This window comes from Pseudescherichia vulneris NBRC 102420 (assembly GCF_000759795.1).
Classification (GTDB): Bacteria; Pseudomonadota; Gammaproteobacteria; order Enterobacterales; family Enterobacteriaceae; genus Pseudescherichia; species Pseudescherichia vulneris.
The window spans coordinates 1-17,989 of sequence record NZ_BBMZ01000034.1 but is presented as its reverse complement, the minus strand read 5'-3'; the positions used below and the strand labels follow the sequence as shown (position 1 = coordinate 17,989).

Sequence of the window (17,989 nt, the reverse complement as noted above, 5' to 3'; positions counted from 1 at the left end):
CTCGTATTGCGATGACTTCATCCACACGGTTGAAAAAGTCTTCGATAAGCTGGCCTGCCGATACATATTCATAAGGGTGGCCTTTATCATGCGGTGTGCGATGCAGTACTAGAGTTATGATCGGATCATAACTCTAAATGCAGGGAAGTCAAATGGTGATAAACAGGAAGTTAACTAGATAAAGCGCAGTACGATAGCGTAAGGATTAACGCGACTGAGAGTTGGCGTCTACGGGCGTGGCATCGACCCGCAGCAGATCCGGCGGCAGGGCAACGCTCAGGATCACTGGCTGCCAGGCTTCACGAGCGGCCAGCTTGGGCGAAAACGCGCGGGCCAGCAGAAAGCCCCCGACGCCGCCCAATACCGCGCCGCCCATCGCCGCCAGGTCGTAACCAAACAGCGTCTGAAACAGCGCGGCCATCACAAACAGCCCCACCAGCGGCGACATATAGACCAGCAGCGCGGAACTGAGCAGGCTGCCTTCGGCAATGCCCAGCTCGACCTTCTGCCCAGCCACCAGCGGCTGCTCGCTGGGTACGGAAATGGTGTGGGTCATCTGCGGGCCCAGCTTATTCAGAACGCGGCTGCCGCACCCTGCGCGCGAAGCACAGCTGTTACAGGAGGCTTTAACATCACAGCTGACAACGGCTTCGCCATTGTGCCATGAGACCACGGTTGCCCACTCTTTGATCATTGTGCTGCCCTGAATTTAAGACTGTCTGCAATACGTTTTGCGGTCTGCGGCGGAAGCTCGCCGACCACGGTGATCTCTGCGTTATCCCGCACGGTGGTGCTAACGGTACGACGCCCGGTGCGCAGCATTTGATCGCTGCTGTTCTGGCTGGCGCGGTTAACGTTAACGGAGAAGCTGAACAGTCCGTCGGAGAAGAGGCGTGACTCCACTGGCATATCGATCGTCGGCAGCTTGCGACGGCTGCTGGAGACTTCGCTAAAGCCCTGCGGCAGCCAGGTGGCCGACCAGTTGAAATCGATCTTTTCCCCCGCAGGAACCGACAGCAGCGGCGGCAGGTTAGCTTTGGCGAGGTTCTCCATATTGCTTCCCACCTGCTCATTCACGGTGAACGCCACGACGCGGAACTGCTCCAGGGTCTCCCCGTCGCGATCGAGCAGATCGACCCGCATAGGAAGCTTGGTCTCGGCATCCAGCCAGACGATATAGCTGTAGCGGGTGCCGTCGCGGGCCACGACGCGGATCACCTCGCACAGGCGATCGGCAATCCGGGTACGCCCTACCGAAATGAAATCGTAGAAGGCCGCGAGCCGTTTGAAATCGGTATAGACCAGTGAGGGCAGCGAATCGACGATATAGTCGCCAGTCAGCGTAAACGGCTCAAGGCCCGGCTCGAAGTAGCTTATTTCGCTACCGCGCTGAACGACCTCACGACGTGGGCCATCCATCTGTAAAAGCTGGGCGAGAGGCTGATTTGCCAGCCGGGCATGTCGATAGCGTAGCGACTCGACGCCCTGCTTGTTGATGCTGACAAAAGAGAGCTCATAGTTAAGAGACTGGCTGGCCAGGTTCATCTGCTGCAACAACGCCCCGGAGGTGACATCAGCCGAGGCGTTAGCAGAAAACAACAGACTACCGGCCATGAGAGACATGGCACACCAAAGTTGCTTCATTACTGCGATTGCGTTCCTAAAGTTTGGGTTCCTGGCACCTGTACAGCGGCCTGCTGGGTTTGCGCCTGCTCAAACTGAAGCTGTTCGGAGTGCAGGCGACGCTGCAGCTCATAGTCCTGCAGCATCGCATTAATGCGGCGGCGCTGCTCCTGAACCTGCTGCTGCTGACCGGCATCGGCGGTGGTGGCCTCCGATGGCACACCCAGGCTAACCGGGCTAGCTTTACCCATCATAGGAAGCGTGTTAAACACCGGCGCTTCAGGCTGCTGGGCACTGTCGGACGGGCTATTGTAGTGCTGCACGCCAACGATAACCGCCAGTGAAACGCAGGCGGCTACGCCCATCTGAGTAAGCTGGCTTGCCCAGGGACGCACTTTGGCCCAGAACGGCATCTTCTGCCACTGCTGCGGCGCAGGCTGGGATTCCGGGATCAATGGTGTTGCCTGCCGTACCGGTTCGTCGGCAATGGCAGCCATGACGCGGGCTGAGATATCGAAATGGATGACGTCGGCAGTGTCACCGCGTAAAGCGTCACGCACCAGGTGGTAACGCTCCCAGGTTTCCTGCATTTCCGGATCGCGAGACAGCTCCTTGAGCAGCTCGGTATCCAGCGTCTCACCATCCATTAAAGCGGAAAGCTTTTCTTTCTGCATGCCTAATACCTTTTCCAGTATCCCGCTATCGTCAACGCCTGATAAGCGGTTGAACTTTATTATCAATGGCTTCCCGAGCTCGGAAGATACGTGAACGTACCGTACCCACCGGGCAGTCCATAATGGCGGCTATCTCTTCATAGCTAAGGCCATCCAGCTCCCGTAAGGTAATTGCCATACGTAAATCTTCCGGAAGCGATTCAATGGTTCGGAAAACGATTTGTCTCAGTTCTTCTGACAACATTAAGTTCTCAGGGTTCGAAATTTCTTTCAGCGCCCCACCGTTTTCGTAGTTTTCTGCTTCTATAGCATCAACATCGCTGGACGGTGGACGACGACCCTGAGCGACCAGGTAATTCTTGGCGGTGTTCACCGCAATACGATAGAGCCAGGTGTAAAAAGCGCTATCCCCCCGGAATGAATCCAGCGCGCGATAGGCCTTAATGAAAGACTCTTGTGCAACATCGGGAACGTCGCCCGACGGCACATAACGGGAAACCAGGCTCGCTACTTTATGCTGGTAGCGGACCACCAGTAAGTTAAAGGCTTTCTGATCTCCCTTCTGGACCCGTTCGACGAGGACCTGATCCGTTAACTGCTCGCTCATCCGAGGTAATGTCTCCCCAAACCTAATATCCACGCGTAATCGAAACGCCACTCCCACACAGCACTCTGAGCAAGCATGTGGTTAGAGAGACTTTTTCGGCAAAAGTTCCGTTACGCCTTTGTTTTTGTGTATCGTTTCGCAGACCGTTGGTTATGACTCATTATAAGTCTACTGACGCTAAACTATGCACGTCGCATAGAAGAAAAGCCTTTTATACCGTCAGCAGAGTAACGCAACCCTACTTTTTTTTCACCACAAAACTGATTTCGTCCGTTCGCCGCCTCGTTGTTTAGCCTCTACAACACGATTTAAAAAAATGGGTGATTTATGCCGCCTTTAGATCTATGCTGGCGACATCCTGTTTAGTAAATTAAACACACTATCATGAATACGACTCCCGATCTCTCCTGTGATGTGCTGGTTATTGGCAGCGGCGCTGCGGGCCTCTCCCTGGCGCTGCGTTTGGCGCAGCACCATAGCGTGATTGTTCTCAGTAAAGGCCCGGTTAGCGAAGGCTCAACCCTGTATGCGCAGGGCGGGATTGCCGCCGTGTTTGATGTCACCGATAGCATCAGCTCACACGTGGAAGATACGCTTATCGCGGGGGCAGGCATCGTCGATCGCCATGCGGCTGAGTTTGTCGCCAGCAACGCCCGGCCCTGCGTGCAGTGGCTTATCGATCAGGGCGTGCTGTTTGATACCCACGTCCAGCCCAACGGGACAGAGGGCTACCACCTGACTCGCGAAGGCGGCCACAGCCATCGTCGGATCCTGCATGCCGCCGATGCCACCGGCAAAGCGGTCGAGACGACGTTGGTTAGCCAGGCTTTAAGCCATCCTAATATTCGCGTGCTGGAGCGCTGCAACGCCGTAGACCTGATTATCTCCGACAAAATTGGTCTCTCCGGCCCGCGCCGGGCGGTGGGCGCATGGGTATGGAACCGCAATCGCGAGGCGGTTGAAACCTGCCGAGCGAAAGCGGTTGTGCTGGCCACCGGCGGCGCATCAAAGGTCTATCAGTACACCACTAACCCGGACATTGCCTCCGGGGACGGCATCGCCATGGCCTGGCGGGCAGGCTGCCGCGTTGCCAACCTCGAATTCAACCAGTTTCACCCCACCGCCCTCTTCCACCCGCAGGCGCGTAACTTCCTGCTTACCGAGGCGCTGCGCGGGGAAGGTGCCTACCTCAAACGCCCGGACGGCACGCGGTTTATGCCCGACTTCGATTCCCGGGGCGAGCTGGCCCCGCGCGACATCGTGGCCAGAGCCATCGACCATGAGATGAAGCGTCTTGGGGCGGACTGCATGTACCTGGATATCAGCCATAAGCCAGAGGCCTTTATTCGCCAGCACTTCCCAATGATCTACGAGAAGCTGCTCGGCCTGGGTATCGATCTCACTAAAGAGCCGGTGCCTATCGTACCGGCGGCACACTATACCTGCGGCGGCGTGATGGTGGATGATGCGGGCCGTACCGACGTTGACGGGCTGTATGCCATCGGCGAGGTGAGCTATACCGGCCTGCATGGCGCAAACCGTATGGCATCCAACTCGCTGCTGGAGTGTCTGGTCTACGGCTGGTCAGCGGCGGAGGATATTACCGGGCGGCTTTCTGCTGTGTCAGAGGTCGCGACGCTCCCCGCGTGGGACGAGAGCCAGGTGGAAGATCCGGACGAGCGGGTCATCATTCAGCATAACTGGCACGAGCTGCGCCTGCTGATGTGGGATTACGTAGGGATTGTGCGTACCAGCAAGCGGCTGGAGCGTGCGCTACGGCGGATCCAGATGCTGCAGCAGGAGATTGACGACTATTACGCTAACTTTCGCGTCTCTAACAATCTGCTGGAGCTGCGTAACCTGGTGCAGGTGGCGGAGCTGATTGTTCGCTGCGCCATGGCGCGTAAGGAGAGCCGAGGCTTGCACTACACGCTTGATTACCCGGCGCTGCTGCCAGACTCCGGGCCATCGATACTTGTTCCGCGCACCTACATAAAGAGATAGAACGCCTGGGTCAGCGCCGTATAGTCTTCAGAATAGCGCTGATCCGCGCCACGGATGGTCATGCGATCGCTAAAGCACTCCCCTTGAGTGGGAGAAAAGGCCAGCAGCACGCGGTGCGGCAGACGGCTTTCGTTATCGGCAACGTCGGTGCGCAGGCGCAGATGCCAGCCCGACTCCAGCGCCTTTTGCGTAAAGCCATTTCCCAGCCCTTCCGGCAGCACCACGCATAAAAACCCCTCTTCCGTGATGCATTCCGCGGCGCAGGCCAGCAGCGTGCCGTGATCCAGAGAGACAGTATAGCGCGCCTGTTCCCGCTGCGGCGTGCCGCACTCAACCCCTTTTTCATAATAAGGTGGGTTGCTAACGATCAGATCGTAGCGGCGGGTGCAGGTGTTGACCCACTCCTGAATGTCGGCAGTATGGATCTGGATGCGATCCGCCCATGGCGACTCGCTCACGTTCTCCTGCGCCTGTTGAGCGGCATCGGCGTCCAGCTCTACGGCATCAATGCTCACTGCCTCACCGGTACGCTGGGCCAGCATCAACGCCAGCAAGCCGCTGCCGGTGCCGATATCGAGGATGCGCTTAACCTCGGCAACCGGCGACCATGCCCCGAGAAGAATACCGTCGGTACCCACCTTCATGGCACATCTGTCATGGGCAATAAAAAATTGTTTAAACGTGAAACCATTACGACGCAGCTGCGCTTTGCTGTGGGGCATTATTAACAATCCAACTAACGAAACCGGTGTAGGATAGGGGAAAGCCGCCAGGCGGGAAAGCGTTATCCACACAAAGAGATGAAGATTGCAGCCATAACGATTATAATCAGCGCCCCACACTGAGGTAGAACATGACTGTAACGACTTTTTCCGAACTCGAACTCGATGAAAGCCTGCTGGACGCGCTCCAGAGTAAAGGCTTTACACGCCCAACTGCCATTCAGGCGGCTGCTATTCCGCCTGCGCTGGAGGGCCGCGATGTACTCGGTTCCGCGCCTACCGGCACAGGGAAAACGGCGGCGTACCTGCTGCCTGCGTTGCAGCACCTGATTGATTTTCCGCGTAAGAAATCCGGACCGCCGCGTATTCTTATCCTGACGCCGACCCGTGAGCTGGCAACGCAGGTGGCCGAGCACGCCCGTGAGCTGTCGGCAAATACCCATCTGGATATCGCCACCATTACCGGCGGCGTAGCCTATATGAACCACGCCGAAGTGTTCAGCGAAAACCAGGATATCGTGGTCGCGACAACCGGCCGCCTTATGCAGTACATCAAAGAAGAGAACTTTGACTGCCGCGCTGTAGAGACGCTGATCCTCGATGAAGCAGACCGTATGCTGGAGCTGGGTTTCGCCCAGGATATCGAGCACATCGCTGGGGAGACGCGCTGGCGTAAGCAGACCATGCTCTTCTCCGCCACGCTGGAAGGCAACGCCGTTAAGGACTTCGCCGAGCGCCTGCTGGAAGATCCGGTTGAGGTCTCTGCGACGCCGTCGACCCGCGAGCGTAAAAAGATCCACCAGTGGTACTACCGCGCGGATGACTTTGCCCATAAGACTGCCCTGCTGAAGCATCTCCTGACCCAGGACGACGCGACCCGCACCATCGTGTTTGTTCGTAAGCGCGAGCGCGTACATGAGCTGGCAGAGCTGCTGCGTAACGCCGGGATTAACAACTGCTATCTTGAAGGCGAGATGGCCCAGGTGAAGCGTACCGAAGGTATCAAACGTCTGACGGAAGGCCGGGTGAACGTGCTGATCGCCACCGACGTTGCCGCACGTGGGATCGATATTCCAGACGTGAGCCACGTCATTAACTTCGATATGCCACGCAGCGGTGATATCTACCTGCACCGTATTGGCCGTACCGGCCGCGCCGGGCGTAAAGGCACCGCGATTTCACTGGTGGAGGCCCACGATCATCTGCTGCTGCAGAAAATTGGTCGCTATGTTGATGAGCCGCTAAAAGCCCGTGTGATTGACGAGCTGCGTCCTACCACCCGTGCGCCGAGCGAGAAGATGACGGGCAAGCCGTCGAAGAAGGCGCTGGCCAAGCGCGCCGAAAAGAAAGAGAAAGAGAAAGAGAAGCCGCGCGTGAAGCAGCGTCATCGCGATGCCAAAAACATTGGTAAGCGTCGTAAGCCAAGCGGCTCTCAGGAGTCTTCAAACGAGTAATAAAAAAGCCGGGTTAGCTACCCGGCTTTTTTTATGCAGCCCTGTTACAGGCTTTCAGTAAAGGTACGGGCGATAACGTCGCGCTGCTGCTCTGGGGTCAGAGAGTTAAAGCGTACCGCATAGCCTGACACGCGGATGGTCAGCTGCGGGTATTTTTCCGGGTGCTCAACTGCATCCATCAGCGTTTCGCGACGCAGCACGTTAACGTTCAGGTGCTGGCCGCCTTCAACGCGAACCTGCGGCTGAACTTCCATCGGCACTTCGCGATACTCAATGCTGCCCAGCTGATCAATCGCTACCACGTCATCTTCGGCAAAACCGGCTTTAGCACATACGCAACGCGCTTCGCCTTTTTCGCTGTCGAGCAGCCAGAAAGAGTTCAACAGATCGTCGTTTGCTGCTTTGGTGATTTGGATACCTGTAATCATATGATGCCTCCCGGGCGTCTTAAATTATTGTGTCGGCCATATCCCGGCCAATTGGTAAAACCATTGTTGCCTGAGTGTATATATACCAGCCAGGTTGGGGCCATTCCTTGACTTACATCAATAAAAACCACACCACAAAGAGGGCCATAGCAGGAAATAGTTGTTTTATATCAAGTTATACCCGCCAACAGCCTAAAAATATTTTGTTTTTTATCAAATTTTTTTAAGTCCACCTCCGCGTTTTTGCCCACACATTTTATTCCGCGGAAAGAAGCGGTTAAGCTTAGGATCACTAAAAGAGGCAGGAGACCGGAATGACCACTTCGCAAACATGGCACGACGTGCTGGCTGAAGAGAAAAAGCAGCCCTACTTTACCCATACGCTTAACGCAGTAGCCGCCGAACGCGAGGCTGGCGTGACGGTTTACCCGCCACAGAAGGATGTGTTCAACGCCTTTCGCTTCACCGAGCTGGGGGATGTGAAGGTGGTGATCCTGGGTCAGGATCCCTATCACGGGCCGGGACAGGCGCACGGCCTGGCTTTCTCCGTCCGCCCCGGCGTCGCTACGCCCCCCTCGCTGCTCAATATGTACAAAGAGCTGGAGAGCTCGATTCCAGGGTTTACCCGGCCGACGCACGGCTATCTGGAGAGCTGGGCGCGTCAGGGGGTGCTGCTGCTCAACACGGTGCTGACCGTGCGGGCAGGCCAGGCGCACTCTCATGCCAGCCTCGGCTGGGAGACCTTTACCGATAAGGTGATTGCCCTGATTAACGAGCATCGCGAGAACGTGGTGTTTTTACTGTGGGGATCCCACGCGCAGAAGAAAGGGGCGATTATTGACGGCCAGCGCCACCATATTTTGAAAGCGCCCCACCCTTCACCGCTGTCGGCGCACCGGGGATTTTTTGGCTGTAACCATTTTGTACTGGCTAACGAGTGGCTGGAGCAGCATGGCGAGAAGCCGATTGACTGGATGCCGGTTCTGCCAGCAGAGAGCGAATAGCGAAGGGATCGGGCCCGGCAGCGCGATGCCAGCCGGGCCTGAAAGCATTATGCTTTGTTCTGACGCCACCACTCGGCGAGCAGAACGCCGGTTGCCACTGAGACGTTAAGACTTTCTACGTTGCCGGTGCCCGGAATAGCAAGACTCAGATCGGCGCTGGCCAGCGCTGCATCGGAGAGACCGTCACGCTCCTGACCTAACACCAGCACCATCTTCTTCGGCAGCTCGGCCTGATAAAGCGGCGTACCTTCATGGCTGGAGGTCGTCACAATGGTGTAGCCCGCTTTGCGGAAGGCATCCAGCGCATCAAGCACGCTATCACCGGTGATCGCCTGCACATGCTCGGCCCCGCCCTCAGCGGTACGTACCGCTGCGCCAGACTCGATAATTCCTGCGTCCTGCAGCACCACGCCCTTCACGCCGAAGTGCGCGCAGCTGCGCATCATCGCGCCGAGGTTATGTGGGTTACCCACATCTTCCAGCGCCAGGACACAATCCTGCTCACCGGCCTGGCTCACCCACTGCTGTACGGCGATGCCGCTACGCTTTTTGATAATAAAGCAGACGCCACCGTGGTGTTCTGTTCCGGACGCTTTGGCCAGCTCGGCCTCGTCTACCACATGGTAGGCCTTGCGGTTAGCGGCCATCCAGCGCAGCGCCTCTTTGAAGCGCGGGGTCACGCTCTGGACAAACCAGGCGCGGACGATGCAGTCCGGGCGGCTCTGGAACAGGGCCTGACAGGCGTTTTCACCATAAACGCGCGTCTCTTCAGCGCGCTGGCGACGGATCACGTCGGGATCGATAACCGGCTTGCCGCTGGCTGACTCCTCCTCGTCCCTTACCGAGTCGGCAACGGGCGGACGGGAGACGGTGCGCCACGGCGATCCGCCGTCACGGTCGTTATCACGGTCACGATCGCGACCAAAAGGTTTTCTCTCATCGCGGGCGGGGCGACGGCCACCGTCTGCACGAGACGATCCCGGACGTCCGCCCCCCTTCCCGGTACGCGGGTTATGGGTACGTTTATCGGAATCATCATCACTGCGGACATACATCACTTTGACCTTGCCGCTTTTGTTTTTCAGTTCGTCGTTCATGCTTTTCTCCACCAGCGCTGCGCGAAGCGCGCAGATTACCCGATGTGCAGGCGCATAGCCATTACTTCATTTAAAAGCCTGCGACTATTGTACTCATTGAATAAAACGCGTTGTTGTTTCACACCGGCTCAAAGATAATATGTAACATATTGGAAACATACTCTGTCCCACCGCACTACCCAGAGGTTAGTTATGAATACCGTATGTGCAAGCTGTCAGGCACTGAACCGCATTCCCGATGACCATGCTACCGACGGCGCGAAATGTGGACGCTGTGGCCACGATCTGTTCGATGGCGACGTGATTAATGCCACTGGCGAGACGCTGGACAAACTGCTGAAAGACGATCTGCCGGTAGTGGTAGACTTCTGGGCACCCTGGTGTGGCCCCTGCCGCAGTTTTGCCCCTATTTTTGAAGACGTTGCCGAAGAGCGCAGCGGCAAAGTGCGCTTTGTGAAGGTAAACACCGAAGCCGAACGCGAGCTAAGCGCCCGCTTCCGCATCCGCAGCATTCCAACCATTATGCTGTTCAAAAACGGCGAGGTTATCGACATGCTGAGCGGCGCGGTGCCGAAAGCGCCGTTCGATAGCTGGCTGAACGAATCACTCTAATCTTCCGGGGCGCGCTTGTGCCCCGTTTTTCCCTCTGCCACAATGGCGTTTTTTCTGCGCCACCTCTATGACCGTGACCAATAACGCCGTACTGCAACTTCGGGCGCAGCGTCTTGCCCGTGCCACTCGCCCTTTTCTCACTCGGGGAAACCGTATCCGCCGCTGTCAGCGCTGCCTGCTGCCGCTAAAGCAGTGCCTGTGCGCCACGCTGCGGCCTAGTTCCGCTCGCAGCCGCTTCTGCCTGGTGATGTTTGATACCGAACCGATGAAGCCCAGCAATACCGGACGTCTGATTGCCGATATCCTGCCGGATACCACCGCGTTCCAGTGGTCGCGCACCGAGCCGCCGCAGGCGCTGTTGGATCTGGTCGCCGATCCTGCTTACCAACCGATGGTAGTCTTTCCTGCCGCCTATGCGGGCAGCGAGCGTCAGGTCATCACCACGCCGCCCAGCGGTAAGCCGCCGCTGTTTATTATGCTCGACGGAACCTGGACCGAGGCGCGGAAGATGTTCCGTAAAAGTCCTTATCTCGATGCACTGCCGGTGATCTCGGTCGATCTCTCCCGCGTCTCTGCCTACCGCCTGCGCGAAGCTCAGGTTGAGGGACAGTACTGCACGGCAGAGGTGGCGATCGCCCTGCTCGATCTCGCTGCGGATCAGCCTGCTGCCCAGGCGCTGGGGGATCACTTCTCCAGCTTCCGTACCCGCTATCTGGCAGGAAAAACGCAGCATAAGGGCAGCGTCACAGCGGATATCGAAGAAAGCGTTTAAAATCATCAAGTCACTCTTTTCTGGAGACCGGTATGAGCCAACGAGGACTGGAAGCGCTGCTGCGCCCTAAGTCGATTGCGGTGATTGGTGCCTCAATGAAGCCGGATCGCGCCGGTTTTTTGATGATGCGTAACCTACTGGCCGGCGGCTTTGCCGGTCCGGTACTGCCGGTGACCCCGGCCTGGAAAGCCGTGCAGGGGGTGCTGGCCTGGCCGGATGTCGCCAGCCTGCCCTTTACGCCGGATCTCGCCGTGCTCTGTACCCATGCGAAACGCAACCTCAGCCTGCTGGAAGCGTTAGGCCAGAAAGGGTGCAAGACCTGCATCATCCTCTCTGCGCCCCCGGAACAGCATGCCGATCTGCTGGCCTGCGCCAGCCGTTTCCAGATGCGCCTGCTGGGGCCAAATAGCCTCGGATTGCTTGCACCCTGGCAGGGGCTCAACGCCAGCTTCTCTCCCGTACCGATCGCGCGCGGCAAGCTGGCCTTTATCTCCCAGTCGGCGGCGGTGTCCAATACCATTCTCGACTGGGCCCAGCAGCGCGAAATGGGCTTCTCCTACTTTATCGCCCTCGGTGACAGTCTGGATATCGACGTCGATGAGCTTCTGGACTTCCTCGCCCGCGACAGTAAAACCAGCGCTATTCTGCTCTATCTGGAACATCTGAGCGACGCCCGGCGCTTTGTCTCCGCCGCCCGTAGCGCCTCACGTAATAAGCCCATTCTGGTGATCAAAAGCGGCCGTAGCCCGGCGGCGCAGCGCCTGCTGCACGTTAACGCCGGGATGGATCCCGCCTGGGATGCGGCAATCCAGCGCGCGGGCCTGCTGCGGGTGCAGGATACCCATGAGCTTTTCTCCGCCGTTGAGACCCTGAGCCATATGCGCCCGCTGCGCGGAGAGCGCCTGATGATTATCAGCAACGGCGCGGCACCGGCGGCGCTGGCGCTGGACGAGCTGTGGCTGCGCAACGGCAAGCTGGCGACGCTGGGGGAAGAGACCCTCTCCCGCCTGCGTGCGGCGCTGCCGGGATCGGTCGCGGCGGATAACCCGCTGGATCTGCGCGACGATGCCAGCAGCGAGCGCTATATCACCGCGCTTAATATCCTGCTCGACAGTCCGGACTATGACGCTCTGCTGGTGATCCACTCCCCCAGCGCCGTGGCACCGGGTAGTGAAAGCGCGCTGGCCCTGATTGACGCCCTGAAAAAGCATCCACGCGGTAAATATGTCACCGTGCTGACCAACTGGTGCGGGGAGTTCTCTTCCCAGGAGGCCCGCCGCCTGTTTAGCGAGGCGGGACTACCGACCTACCGGACGCCGGAGGGAACAATTACCGCCTTTATGCATATGGTGGAGTACCGTCGTAACCAGAAGCAGCTCCGGGAGACACCTGCCCTGCCCAGCAATCTGACTGCCGATACGGCCGAAGCGCATAAGCTGTTGCAGCAGGCTATCGATGAGGGAGCCACCACGCTTGATACGCATGAGGTCCAGCCGGTGCTTCGCGCCTATGGGCTGCACACGCTCCCGACCTGGATTGCCAGCGATAGCGCAGAGGCGGTGCATATTGCCGGACAGATTGGCTACCCCGTCGCCCTAAAGCTGCGCTCGCCGGATATCCCTCACAAGTCGGAAGTTCAGGGCGTGATGCTCTACCTGCGCACCGCTGCGGAGGTGCAGCAGGCGGCAGAGGCGATTATCGATCGGGTTAAGATGCGCTGGCCCCAGGCGCGGGTGCATGGTTTGCAGGTGCAGAGCATGGCTAACCGTGCCGGTGCCCAGGAGCTGCGGGTCGTAGTAGAGCAGGATCCGGTGTTTGGTCCGCTGATTATGCTGGGCGAAGGCGGCGTAGAGTGGCGAGCACAGGATCAGGCCGCGGTGGCGCTGCCGCCGTTGAACATGAACCTTGCCCGCTACCTGGTTATTCAGGCCATCAAGGATAAGAAGATCCGGGGACGCAGCGGTCTACAGCCGCTGGATGTGATCGGCTTGAGCCAGTTTCTGGTACGGGTATCCAACCTGATCGTGGACTGCCCGGAGATCCAGCGGCTGGATATTCACCCGCTGCTGGCCTCCGCCGGGGAGTTTACCGCCCTCGACGTCACGCTGACGCTGGCACCGTTTAGCGGCAGCAGCGAAAGCCGGTTGGCGATACGCCCCTACCCGCAGCATCTTGAGGAGAGCGTGACGCTGAAAAACGGCGATGCCTGCCTGTTCCGTCCGATCCTGCCCGAAGATGAACCAGCCCTGCAGCGTTTTATCGCCAAGGTCACAAAAGAGGATCTTTATTATCGTTACTTCAGTGAGATCAACGAATTCACCCATGAGGACTTAGCCAATATGACCCAGATCGACTACGATCGGGAGATGGCGATCGTTGCCGTGCGACGCACTGACGACGGCGAAGAGATCCTTGGCGTGACGCGGGCGATCTCCGATCCCGACAACGTTGATGCTGAGTTTGCGGTGCTGGTCCGTTCCGACCTCAAGGGTTTGGGTTTGGGGCGACGCCTGCTGGAAAAACTTATTGGCTACACCCGCGATCATGGTCTCATGCGTCTGAATGGTATTACGATGCCTAATAATCGCGGTATGGTAACGCTGGCACGTAAACTCGGCTTTACCGTCGATATCCAGCTCGAGGACGGAATTGTTAGCCTGACGCTTCCTCTTGCCGGGCCTGGCGGCTCCTGAGTAAGGTACTGGAAATGTTGACCACTTTCGCTGGCTCTGGTGTTATCATTGTCCGCTTATGTGGTCTGCATGCTTCTGTAGATGCATGATACAGAGACCCTTCAATAAACAGAGAAGATACGCACTGTGATGTTGTCAAAATTTAAGCGTAATAAACATCAACAACACCTTGCTCAACTACCTAAGCTTTCTCAGTCAGTTGATGATGTCACGTTTTACTACTCTCCCGCCGACTTTCGGGAAACGCTGCTAAAACAGATTGCCAGTGCGACACAACGCATCTGTATTATTGCCCTGTATCTTGAGCAGGACGACGGCGGTAAAGATATTATGGCGGCGCTCTATGAAGCGAAACGCCAGCGTCCCGAGCTGGATGTCCGCGTCCTGGTCGACTGGCATCGTGCCCAGCGCGGCCGGATCGGTGCCGCAGCGGCCAACACCAATGCCGACTGGTACTGCCGTCTGGCGCAGGAAAATCCCGGCGTCGATATCGCCGTTTATGGCGTACCGGTGAATACCCGCGAAGCGCTGGGCGTGCTGCACTACAAAGGCTTTATCATTGATGATGCCGTGCTCTACAGCGGTGCCAGCCTGAATGATGTCTACCTGCATCAGCATGAGAAGTATCGCTACGACCGTTACCAGCTGATCCGCAATGCGCGGATGGCAGACATTATGCTGGAGTGGGTCGACACCAACCTCATTCAGGGGTGCGGCGTTAATCGCCTTGATAGCGACCAGCGGCCTAAAAGCCCGGAAATCAAAAATGATATCCGCCAGTTCCGTCAGGAGCTGCGTGACGCTGGCTATCATTTCCAGGGCGATGCGGATAACGAGCAGCTGGCGGTGACACCGCTGGTGGGCCTTGGCAAAACCAGCCTGCTCAACAAGACGATCTTCCATCTGATGCCGTGCACCGAGCACAAGCTGACGATCTGCACCCCCTACTTTAACCTGCCGGCGGTGCTGGTACGCAACATTATTCAGCTGCTGCGCGAAGGTAAGAAGGTAGAGATTATCGTCGGGGATAAGACGGCGAACGACTTCTATATTCCAGAAAACGAGCCGTTTAAGATTATCGGTGCGCTGCCCTATCTCTACGAGATCAACCTGCGTCGTTTCCTGAGCCGCCTGCAATACTATGTGAATACCGATCAGCTCATTGTCCGCCTGTGGAAAGACGCGGATAACAGCTATCACCTGAAAGGAATGTGGGTGGATGACGAGTGGCTGCTGCTGACCGGCAACAACCTTAACCCACGCGCGTGGCGACTGGATCTGGAAAACGCGATCCTTATTCACGATCCGAAGCAGGAGCTGGCCCCGCAGCGTGATAAAGAGCTGGAGCTGATCCGCACCCACACCACCGTGGTGAAACACTATCGCGATCTGCAAAGCATTGCCGAGTACCCGGTTAAGGTGCGTAAGCTCATCCGCCGTCTGCGCCGGATACGTATCGACAGGCTGATCAGCCGTATTCTGTAACTTCAACATTGAGTCTGGCCCCGTCATTGATGGGGCCTTTTTATTGGGATTGGCGATGCGCGCTCTTATCTTATCTGCCCTACTGACCCTAACCGGCTGCACGCATATGGCTGATGACCAGTGGCACGGTCAGGACAAAGCCCAGCACTTTCTCGCTTCCGCCATGCTCTCTGCTGCCGGGAATGAGTATGCCCAGCACCAGGGCGTTAGCGCCGATCGCAGCGCAGTTTTCGGCGTTATGTTTTCATTAAGCCTGGGCGCGTCAAAAGAACTCTGGGATAGCCGCCCGGCAGGAAGCGGCTGGAGCTGGAAAGATTTTGCCTGGGATGTGGCGGGAGCAACGACCGGCTATGCCGTCTGGCAGCTGGCGCACTAGCCCCATTTCGCCTGGTGCGCTTTTTTGCGCTTCAGGTAATCCTCATCGGCGCGGATCCGATCCCACCAGGTTTTAAATATCGCTGCCGCCGCGGCTTTGACCGGATCGTTACCGCGCGGATTGAGCTCGCGATTCTCATCATACTTTTTGCCGCCTTTGTAATTAGCGTAACGCCGGGCGCGGGTATACCCCATCTGAATGAACTTACGCGCCATATCCATACCGACAAAATCATCATTCTTGCGGTACTCCTCAAACAGGGCGTAAATTTGCTCCGCTGATTTCTGCGCTGACTCTGGATCCTTATAACGCCAGAAGGGCAGGATCTCCCCCTTATACGGCTCGACCAGCAATACGCCCTGCTCTCCCCGGCCAACCTGGTAACGTTCAGGATGCTGGCGAAAATCGGTTTCAGTAAAGTCCTGCTCATAATCAAATTCTTTGCGCACCGGTACTCTCCATTGTAATTGCTCTTTTAAACATAGCATTGTTCAGAGAACTCCCCCTTTTTCCCCAATTTGCCTTAGGTGAACTATCCTCGAACAAACACTTGAAGCGAGGCAAAATAATGACCCAGATGACCAGTGACTTCTTTGTAGAACGATTAAAAGCCTGGGGAGTGACCCGTATTTACGGCTATCCCGGGGATGGTATTAACGGCGTGCTTGGTGCACTACAGCGTGCTGAAAAAGCGGGCAACGGAATTGAGTTTATCCAGGTACGCCACGAAGAGATGGCTGCCTTTATGGCCTGCGCCCATGCCAAGTTTACCGGCGAGCCTGGCGTTTGCCTCTCTACCGGTGGCCCAGGCGCGACCCACCTGCTGACGGGCCTGTATGACGCCCGTATGGATCATATGCCGGTGATCGCCATTGCCGGCCAGGCAGAGGCCACCGCCCGCGGCTCAAATTATCAGCAAGAGATCAACCTCGATCGCGTATTTAGCGATGTGGCAAACTTCGTCCAAGAAGCGGCAACCCCTTCCCAGGTTCGCCATCTGGTGGATCGTGGCGTACGTATCGCCAAGGCTAATAACGGCGTCACGGTGCTGATCCTGCCGAAAGATATTCAGGATGAAGAGTGGCAGGAGCCCCAGCATGCCCACGGCTTTACCCATTCCGGCACCGGTTATCAACGCCCACAGGTTATTCCCTATCAGTACGATCTTCAGCGTGCCGCTGACATCCTCAATGAGGGTAAGAAGGTAGCGATTCTGATTGGCGCGGGTGCGCGGGATGCCGCCGTTGAGGTGGTTCAGGCGGCTAACCTGCTGGGTGCAGGCGTAGCGAAGGCGCTGCTGGGTAAAGATATCCTGCCTGACGATGCACCGTTCGTCACGGGCTGTATCGGCTTGCTGGGTACTGAACCCTCCTGGGATCTGATGCAGGAGTGCGACACGCTGCTGATGATTGGTACCGGCTTCCCGTGGACTGAGTTTTTACCCAAAGAGGGACAGGCACGTGCCGTACAGATTGATATCGATCCCTCCATGCTGGGGTTACGTTATCCCACTGAGGTTAACCTGCACGGTGATGCGGTCAGTACGCTACAGGCATTGCTGCCTCTGCTTAAGCACAAGGACGATCGTGCATGGCAGGAGAAAATCGCGGTCTCTGTACAGACATGGTGGGAGAAAATGGAGGAGCGGGCCATGGCGAAAGCTAACCCGGTTAACCCTCAGCGCGTAGTGTGGGAGATGTCGCCTCTGTTGCCGGACAATGCCATCGTGACGTCTGACTCAGGCTCCTGCGCAAACTGGTACGCACGTGATTTCAGAATAAAGCAGGGCCAGCGATCCTCTCTATCAGGCGGTTTAGCCTGCATGGGCGCAGCGGTACCCTATGCTATTGCCGCTAAGTTTGCTTTCCCGGAAAAACCGGTCGTTGCACTGGTCGGCGATGGCGCGATGCAGATGAATAATCTGGCTGAGCTAATTACCATTCAGAAATATTGGCAAGGCTGGTCCGATCCACGACTTATTGTTTGCGTATTTAACAATGGAGATCTTAATCAGGTGACCTGGGAACAGCGCGTCATGGAGGGAAACCCGCGCTTTGAGGCTACTCAAGATGTGCCAGACGTGCCTTACGCTAAGTTTGCTGAATCCATTGGACTGAAAGGGATCTTCATTGACGATCCGGAAAAGCTGCATGACGCATGGAATGAAGCATTGAGTGCGGATCGCCCGGTGGTGCTGGAGGTTAAAACTGATCCGGAAGTCGCGCCTCTACCGCCGCATATTACGCTGGAGCAGGCAAAGGCCTTTATGTCATCGATGGCCAAAGGCGACCGTTCCGCCGGTAAAGTGATCGCCGATACGGCAAGCCAGATTATGAATACGGTTCTGCCAGGGCATAAAGCGTAAGGTATCAGGCTCATTACCACGCCGGGCGGCACGATGTTTGCCCGGCCTACGGGAGCGGTGTTATCTGTTGCCA

Annotated in this window: 18 protein-coding genes; 9 read left to right on the top strand and 9 right to left on the bottom strand. The window is 57.2% G+C overall.

The window, feature by feature from the left end:
- Positions 1–205: 205 nt before the first annotated feature.
- From rseC to rseD, 5 genes are read right to left on the bottom strand one after another with little or no spacing between them, the layout of a single operon-like run.
- Positions 206–694: a SoxR-reducing system protein RseC gene (gene rseC, locus EV102420_RS19440; protein ID WP_042395502.1), complete on the bottom strand. Its 489-nt coding sequence runs from the start codon at positions 692–694 to the stop codon at positions 206–208.
- Complete coding sequence (gene rseB / locus EV102420_RS19435; RefSeq protein WP_042395501.1) at positions 691–1,644, bottom strand: sigma-E factor regulatory protein RseB; 954 nt, start codon at positions 1,642–1,644, stop codon at positions 691–693. The genes rseC and rseB overlap by 4 nt, the downstream gene beginning before the upstream one ends.
- The gene (rseA, locus tag EV102420_RS19430; RefSeq protein ID WP_042395498.1) at positions 1,644–2,297 is read right to left on the bottom strand and encodes an anti-sigma-E factor RseA; all 654 of its coding nucleotides are present in this window, start codon (positions 2,295–2,297) and stop codon (positions 1,644–1,646) included. The genes rseB and rseA overlap by 1 nt, the downstream gene beginning before the upstream one ends.
- Before the next feature lie 31 nt (positions 2,298–2,328).
- Positions 2,329–2,904, bottom strand: a complete 576-nt coding sequence (gene rpoE / locus EV102420_RS19425) for an RNA polymerase sigma factor RpoE (protein WP_042395496.1) — start codon at positions 2,902–2,904, stop codon at positions 2,329–2,331.
- A complete protein-coding gene (rseD, locus tag EV102420_RS22785) occupies positions 2,901–2,981 on the bottom strand; it encodes a rpoE leader peptide RseD (protein WP_243731523.1) in 81 nt (26 codons plus the stop codon). The genes rpoE and rseD overlap by 4 nt, the downstream gene beginning before the upstream one ends.
- 307 nt (positions 2,982–3,288) lie before the next feature.
- Here rseD and nadB point away from each other — a divergent pair, with 307 nt between their 5' ends.
- Positions 3,289–4,908 (top strand): L-aspartate oxidase, encoded by a 1,620-nt coding sequence (gene nadB, locus EV102420_RS19420; RefSeq protein WP_042395495.1) that lies wholly within the window; start codon positions 3,289–3,291, stop codon positions 4,906–4,908.
- On the opposite strand, the gene trmN is transcribed toward nadB, so the two are convergent.
- Positions 4,893–5,630: a tRNA(1)(Val) (adenine(37)-N(6))-methyltransferase TrmN gene (trmN, locus tag EV102420_RS19415; RefSeq protein ID WP_042395493.1), complete on the bottom strand. Its 738-nt coding sequence runs from the start codon at positions 5,628–5,630 to the stop codon at positions 4,893–4,895. The two genes, nadB and trmN, sit on opposite strands and share 16 nt — an antisense overlap.
- A 131-nt stretch (positions 5,631–5,761) precedes the next feature.
- Between trmN and srmB the strand changes: the two genes are divergently transcribed.
- Complete coding sequence (gene srmB, locus EV102420_RS19410; RefSeq protein ID WP_042395491.1) at positions 5,762–7,084, top strand: ATP-dependent RNA helicase SrmB; 1,323 nt, start codon at positions 5,762–5,764, stop codon at positions 7,082–7,084.
- Between the two features lie 44 nt (positions 7,085–7,128).
- Here srmB and grcA read toward each other — a convergent pair whose 3' ends face one another.
- Positions 7,129–7,512, bottom strand: coding sequence for an autonomous glycyl radical cofactor GrcA (gene grcA, locus EV102420_RS19405; protein ID WP_042395490.1), 384 nt, complete (start codon positions 7,510–7,512; stop codon positions 7,129–7,131).
- A 314-nt stretch (positions 7,513–7,826) separates the two neighbouring features.
- Between grcA and ung the strand changes: the two genes are divergently transcribed.
- Positions 7,827–8,516 (top strand): uracil-DNA glycosylase, encoded by a 690-nt coding sequence (gene ung, locus EV102420_RS19400; protein WP_042395488.1) that lies wholly within the window; start codon positions 7,827–7,829, stop codon positions 8,514–8,516.
- 47 nt (positions 8,517–8,563) lie between these two features.
- Here the strand turns inward: ung and EV102420_RS19395 are convergent, their stop codons facing one another.
- Positions 8,564–9,613, bottom strand: coding sequence for a tRNA/rRNA methyltransferase (locus tag EV102420_RS19395; RefSeq protein WP_042395486.1), 1,050 nt, complete (start codon positions 9,611–9,613; stop codon positions 8,564–8,566).
- 192 nt (positions 9,614–9,805) lie between these two features.
- Here EV102420_RS19395 and trxC point away from each other — a divergent pair, with 192 nt between their 5' ends.
- The 5 genes from trxC to EV102420_RS19370 all read left to right on the top strand — a co-directional run bounded on the left by trxC (position 9,806) and on the right by EV102420_RS19370 (position 15,551).
- Complete coding sequence (gene trxC, locus EV102420_RS19390) at positions 9,806–10,225, top strand: thioredoxin TrxC (RefSeq protein ID WP_042395483.1); 420 nt, start codon at positions 9,806–9,808, stop codon at positions 10,223–10,225.
- Positions 10,226–10,298: 73 nt separating this feature from the next.
- A complete protein-coding gene (locus EV102420_RS19385; RefSeq protein ID WP_042395545.1) occupies positions 10,299–10,997 on the top strand; it encodes a tRNA-uridine aminocarboxypropyltransferase in 699 nt (232 codons plus the stop codon).
- Between the two features lie 32 nt (positions 10,998–11,029).
- On the top strand, positions 11,030–13,690 hold the full coding sequence (locus tag EV102420_RS19380; RefSeq protein ID WP_042395480.1) for a bifunctional acetate--CoA ligase family protein/GNAT family N-acetyltransferase: 2,661 nt from the start codon (positions 11,030–11,032) through the stop codon (positions 13,688–13,690).
- 129 nt (positions 13,691–13,819) lie between these two features.
- Positions 13,820–15,175, top strand: a complete 1,356-nt coding sequence (pssA, locus tag EV102420_RS19375; protein WP_042395477.1) for a CDP-diacylglycerol--serine O-phosphatidyltransferase — start codon at positions 13,820–13,822, stop codon at positions 15,173–15,175.
- Positions 15,176–15,230: 55 nt separating this feature from the next.
- Positions 15,231–15,551 carry a YfiM family lipoprotein gene (locus tag EV102420_RS19370; RefSeq protein WP_042395474.1) on the top strand — a complete coding sequence of 107 codons (321 nt, stop codon included), beginning with the start codon at positions 15,231–15,233 and terminating at the stop codon, positions 15,549–15,551.
- Here EV102420_RS19370 and EV102420_RS19365 read toward each other — a convergent pair.
- The gene (locus EV102420_RS19365; RefSeq protein ID WP_042395472.1) at positions 15,548–16,039 is read right to left on the bottom strand and encodes a DUF4385 domain-containing protein; all 492 of its coding nucleotides are present in this window, start codon (positions 16,037–16,039) and stop codon (positions 15,548–15,550) included. The two genes, EV102420_RS19370 and EV102420_RS19365, sit on opposite strands and share 4 nt — an antisense overlap.
- An 80-nt stretch (positions 16,040–16,119) precedes the next feature.
- Here EV102420_RS19365 and EV102420_RS19360 point away from each other — a divergent pair, with 80 nt between their 5' ends.
- Positions 16,120–17,916, top strand: coding sequence for a thiamine pyrophosphate-requiring protein (locus tag EV102420_RS19360; RefSeq protein WP_042395469.1), 1,797 nt, complete (start codon positions 16,120–16,122; stop codon positions 17,914–17,916).
- Positions 17,917–17,989 lie beyond the last annotated feature (73 nt).

Excerpts from the sequence above, each read along its gene's own strand:
- rseB (WP_042395501.1), bottom strand. The coding sequence starts at position 1,644 with ATGAAGCAACTTTGGTGTGCCATGTCTCTCATGGCCGGTAGTCTGTTG.
- EV102420_RS19395 (WP_042395486.1), bottom strand. The coding sequence starts at position 9,613 with ATGAACGACGAACTGAAAAACAAAAGCGGCAAGGTCAAAGTGATGTAT.
- EV102420_RS19365 (WP_042395472.1), bottom strand. The coding sequence starts at position 16,039 with ATGCTATGTTTAAAAGAGCAATTACAATGGAGAGTACCGGTGCGCAAA.
- trxC (WP_042395483.1), top strand. The coding sequence starts at position 9,806 with ATGAATACCGTATGTGCAAGCTGTCAGGCACTGAACCGCATTCCCGAT.
- trmN (WP_042395493.1), bottom strand. The coding sequence starts at position 5,630 with ATGCCCCACAGCAAAGCGCAGCTGCGTCGTAATGGTTTCACGTTTAAA.
- EV102420_RS19370 (WP_042395474.1), top strand. The coding sequence starts at position 15,231 with ATGCGCGCTCTTATCTTATCTGCCCTACTGACCCTAACCGGCTGCACG.
- rseD (WP_243731523.1), bottom strand. The coding sequence starts at position 2,981 with ATGCTTGCTCAGAGTGCTGTGTGGGAGTGGCGTTTCGATTACGCGTGG.
- rseA (WP_042395498.1), bottom strand. The coding sequence starts at position 2,297 with ATGCAGAAAGAAAAGCTTTCCGCTTTAATGGATGGTGAGACGCTGGAT.
- rseC (WP_042395502.1), bottom strand. The coding sequence starts at position 694 with ATGATCAAAGAGTGGGCAACCGTGGTCTCATGGCACAATGGCGAAGCC.
- nadB (WP_042395495.1), top strand. The coding sequence starts at position 3,289 with ATGAATACGACTCCCGATCTCTCCTGTGATGTGCTGGTTATTGGCAGC.
- ung (WP_042395488.1), top strand. The coding sequence starts at position 7,827 with ATGACCACTTCGCAAACATGGCACGACGTGCTGGCTGAAGAGAAAAAG.
- rpoE (WP_042395496.1), bottom strand. The coding sequence starts at position 2,904 with ATGAGCGAGCAGTTAACGGATCAGGTCCTCGTCGAACGGGTCCAGAAG.
- EV102420_RS19380 (WP_042395480.1), top strand. The coding sequence starts at position 11,030 with ATGAGCCAACGAGGACTGGAAGCGCTGCTGCGCCCTAAGTCGATTGCG.
- srmB (WP_042395491.1), top strand. The coding sequence starts at position 5,762 with ATGACTGTAACGACTTTTTCCGAACTCGAACTCGATGAAAGCCTGCTG.
- pssA (WP_042395477.1), top strand. The coding sequence starts at position 13,820 with ATGTTGTCAAAATTTAAGCGTAATAAACATCAACAACACCTTGCTCAA.
- grcA (WP_042395490.1), bottom strand. The coding sequence starts at position 7,512 with ATGATTACAGGTATCCAAATCACCAAAGCAGCAAACGACGATCTGTTG.
- EV102420_RS19360 (WP_042395469.1), top strand. The coding sequence starts at position 16,120 with ATGACCCAGATGACCAGTGACTTCTTTGTAGAACGATTAAAAGCCTGG.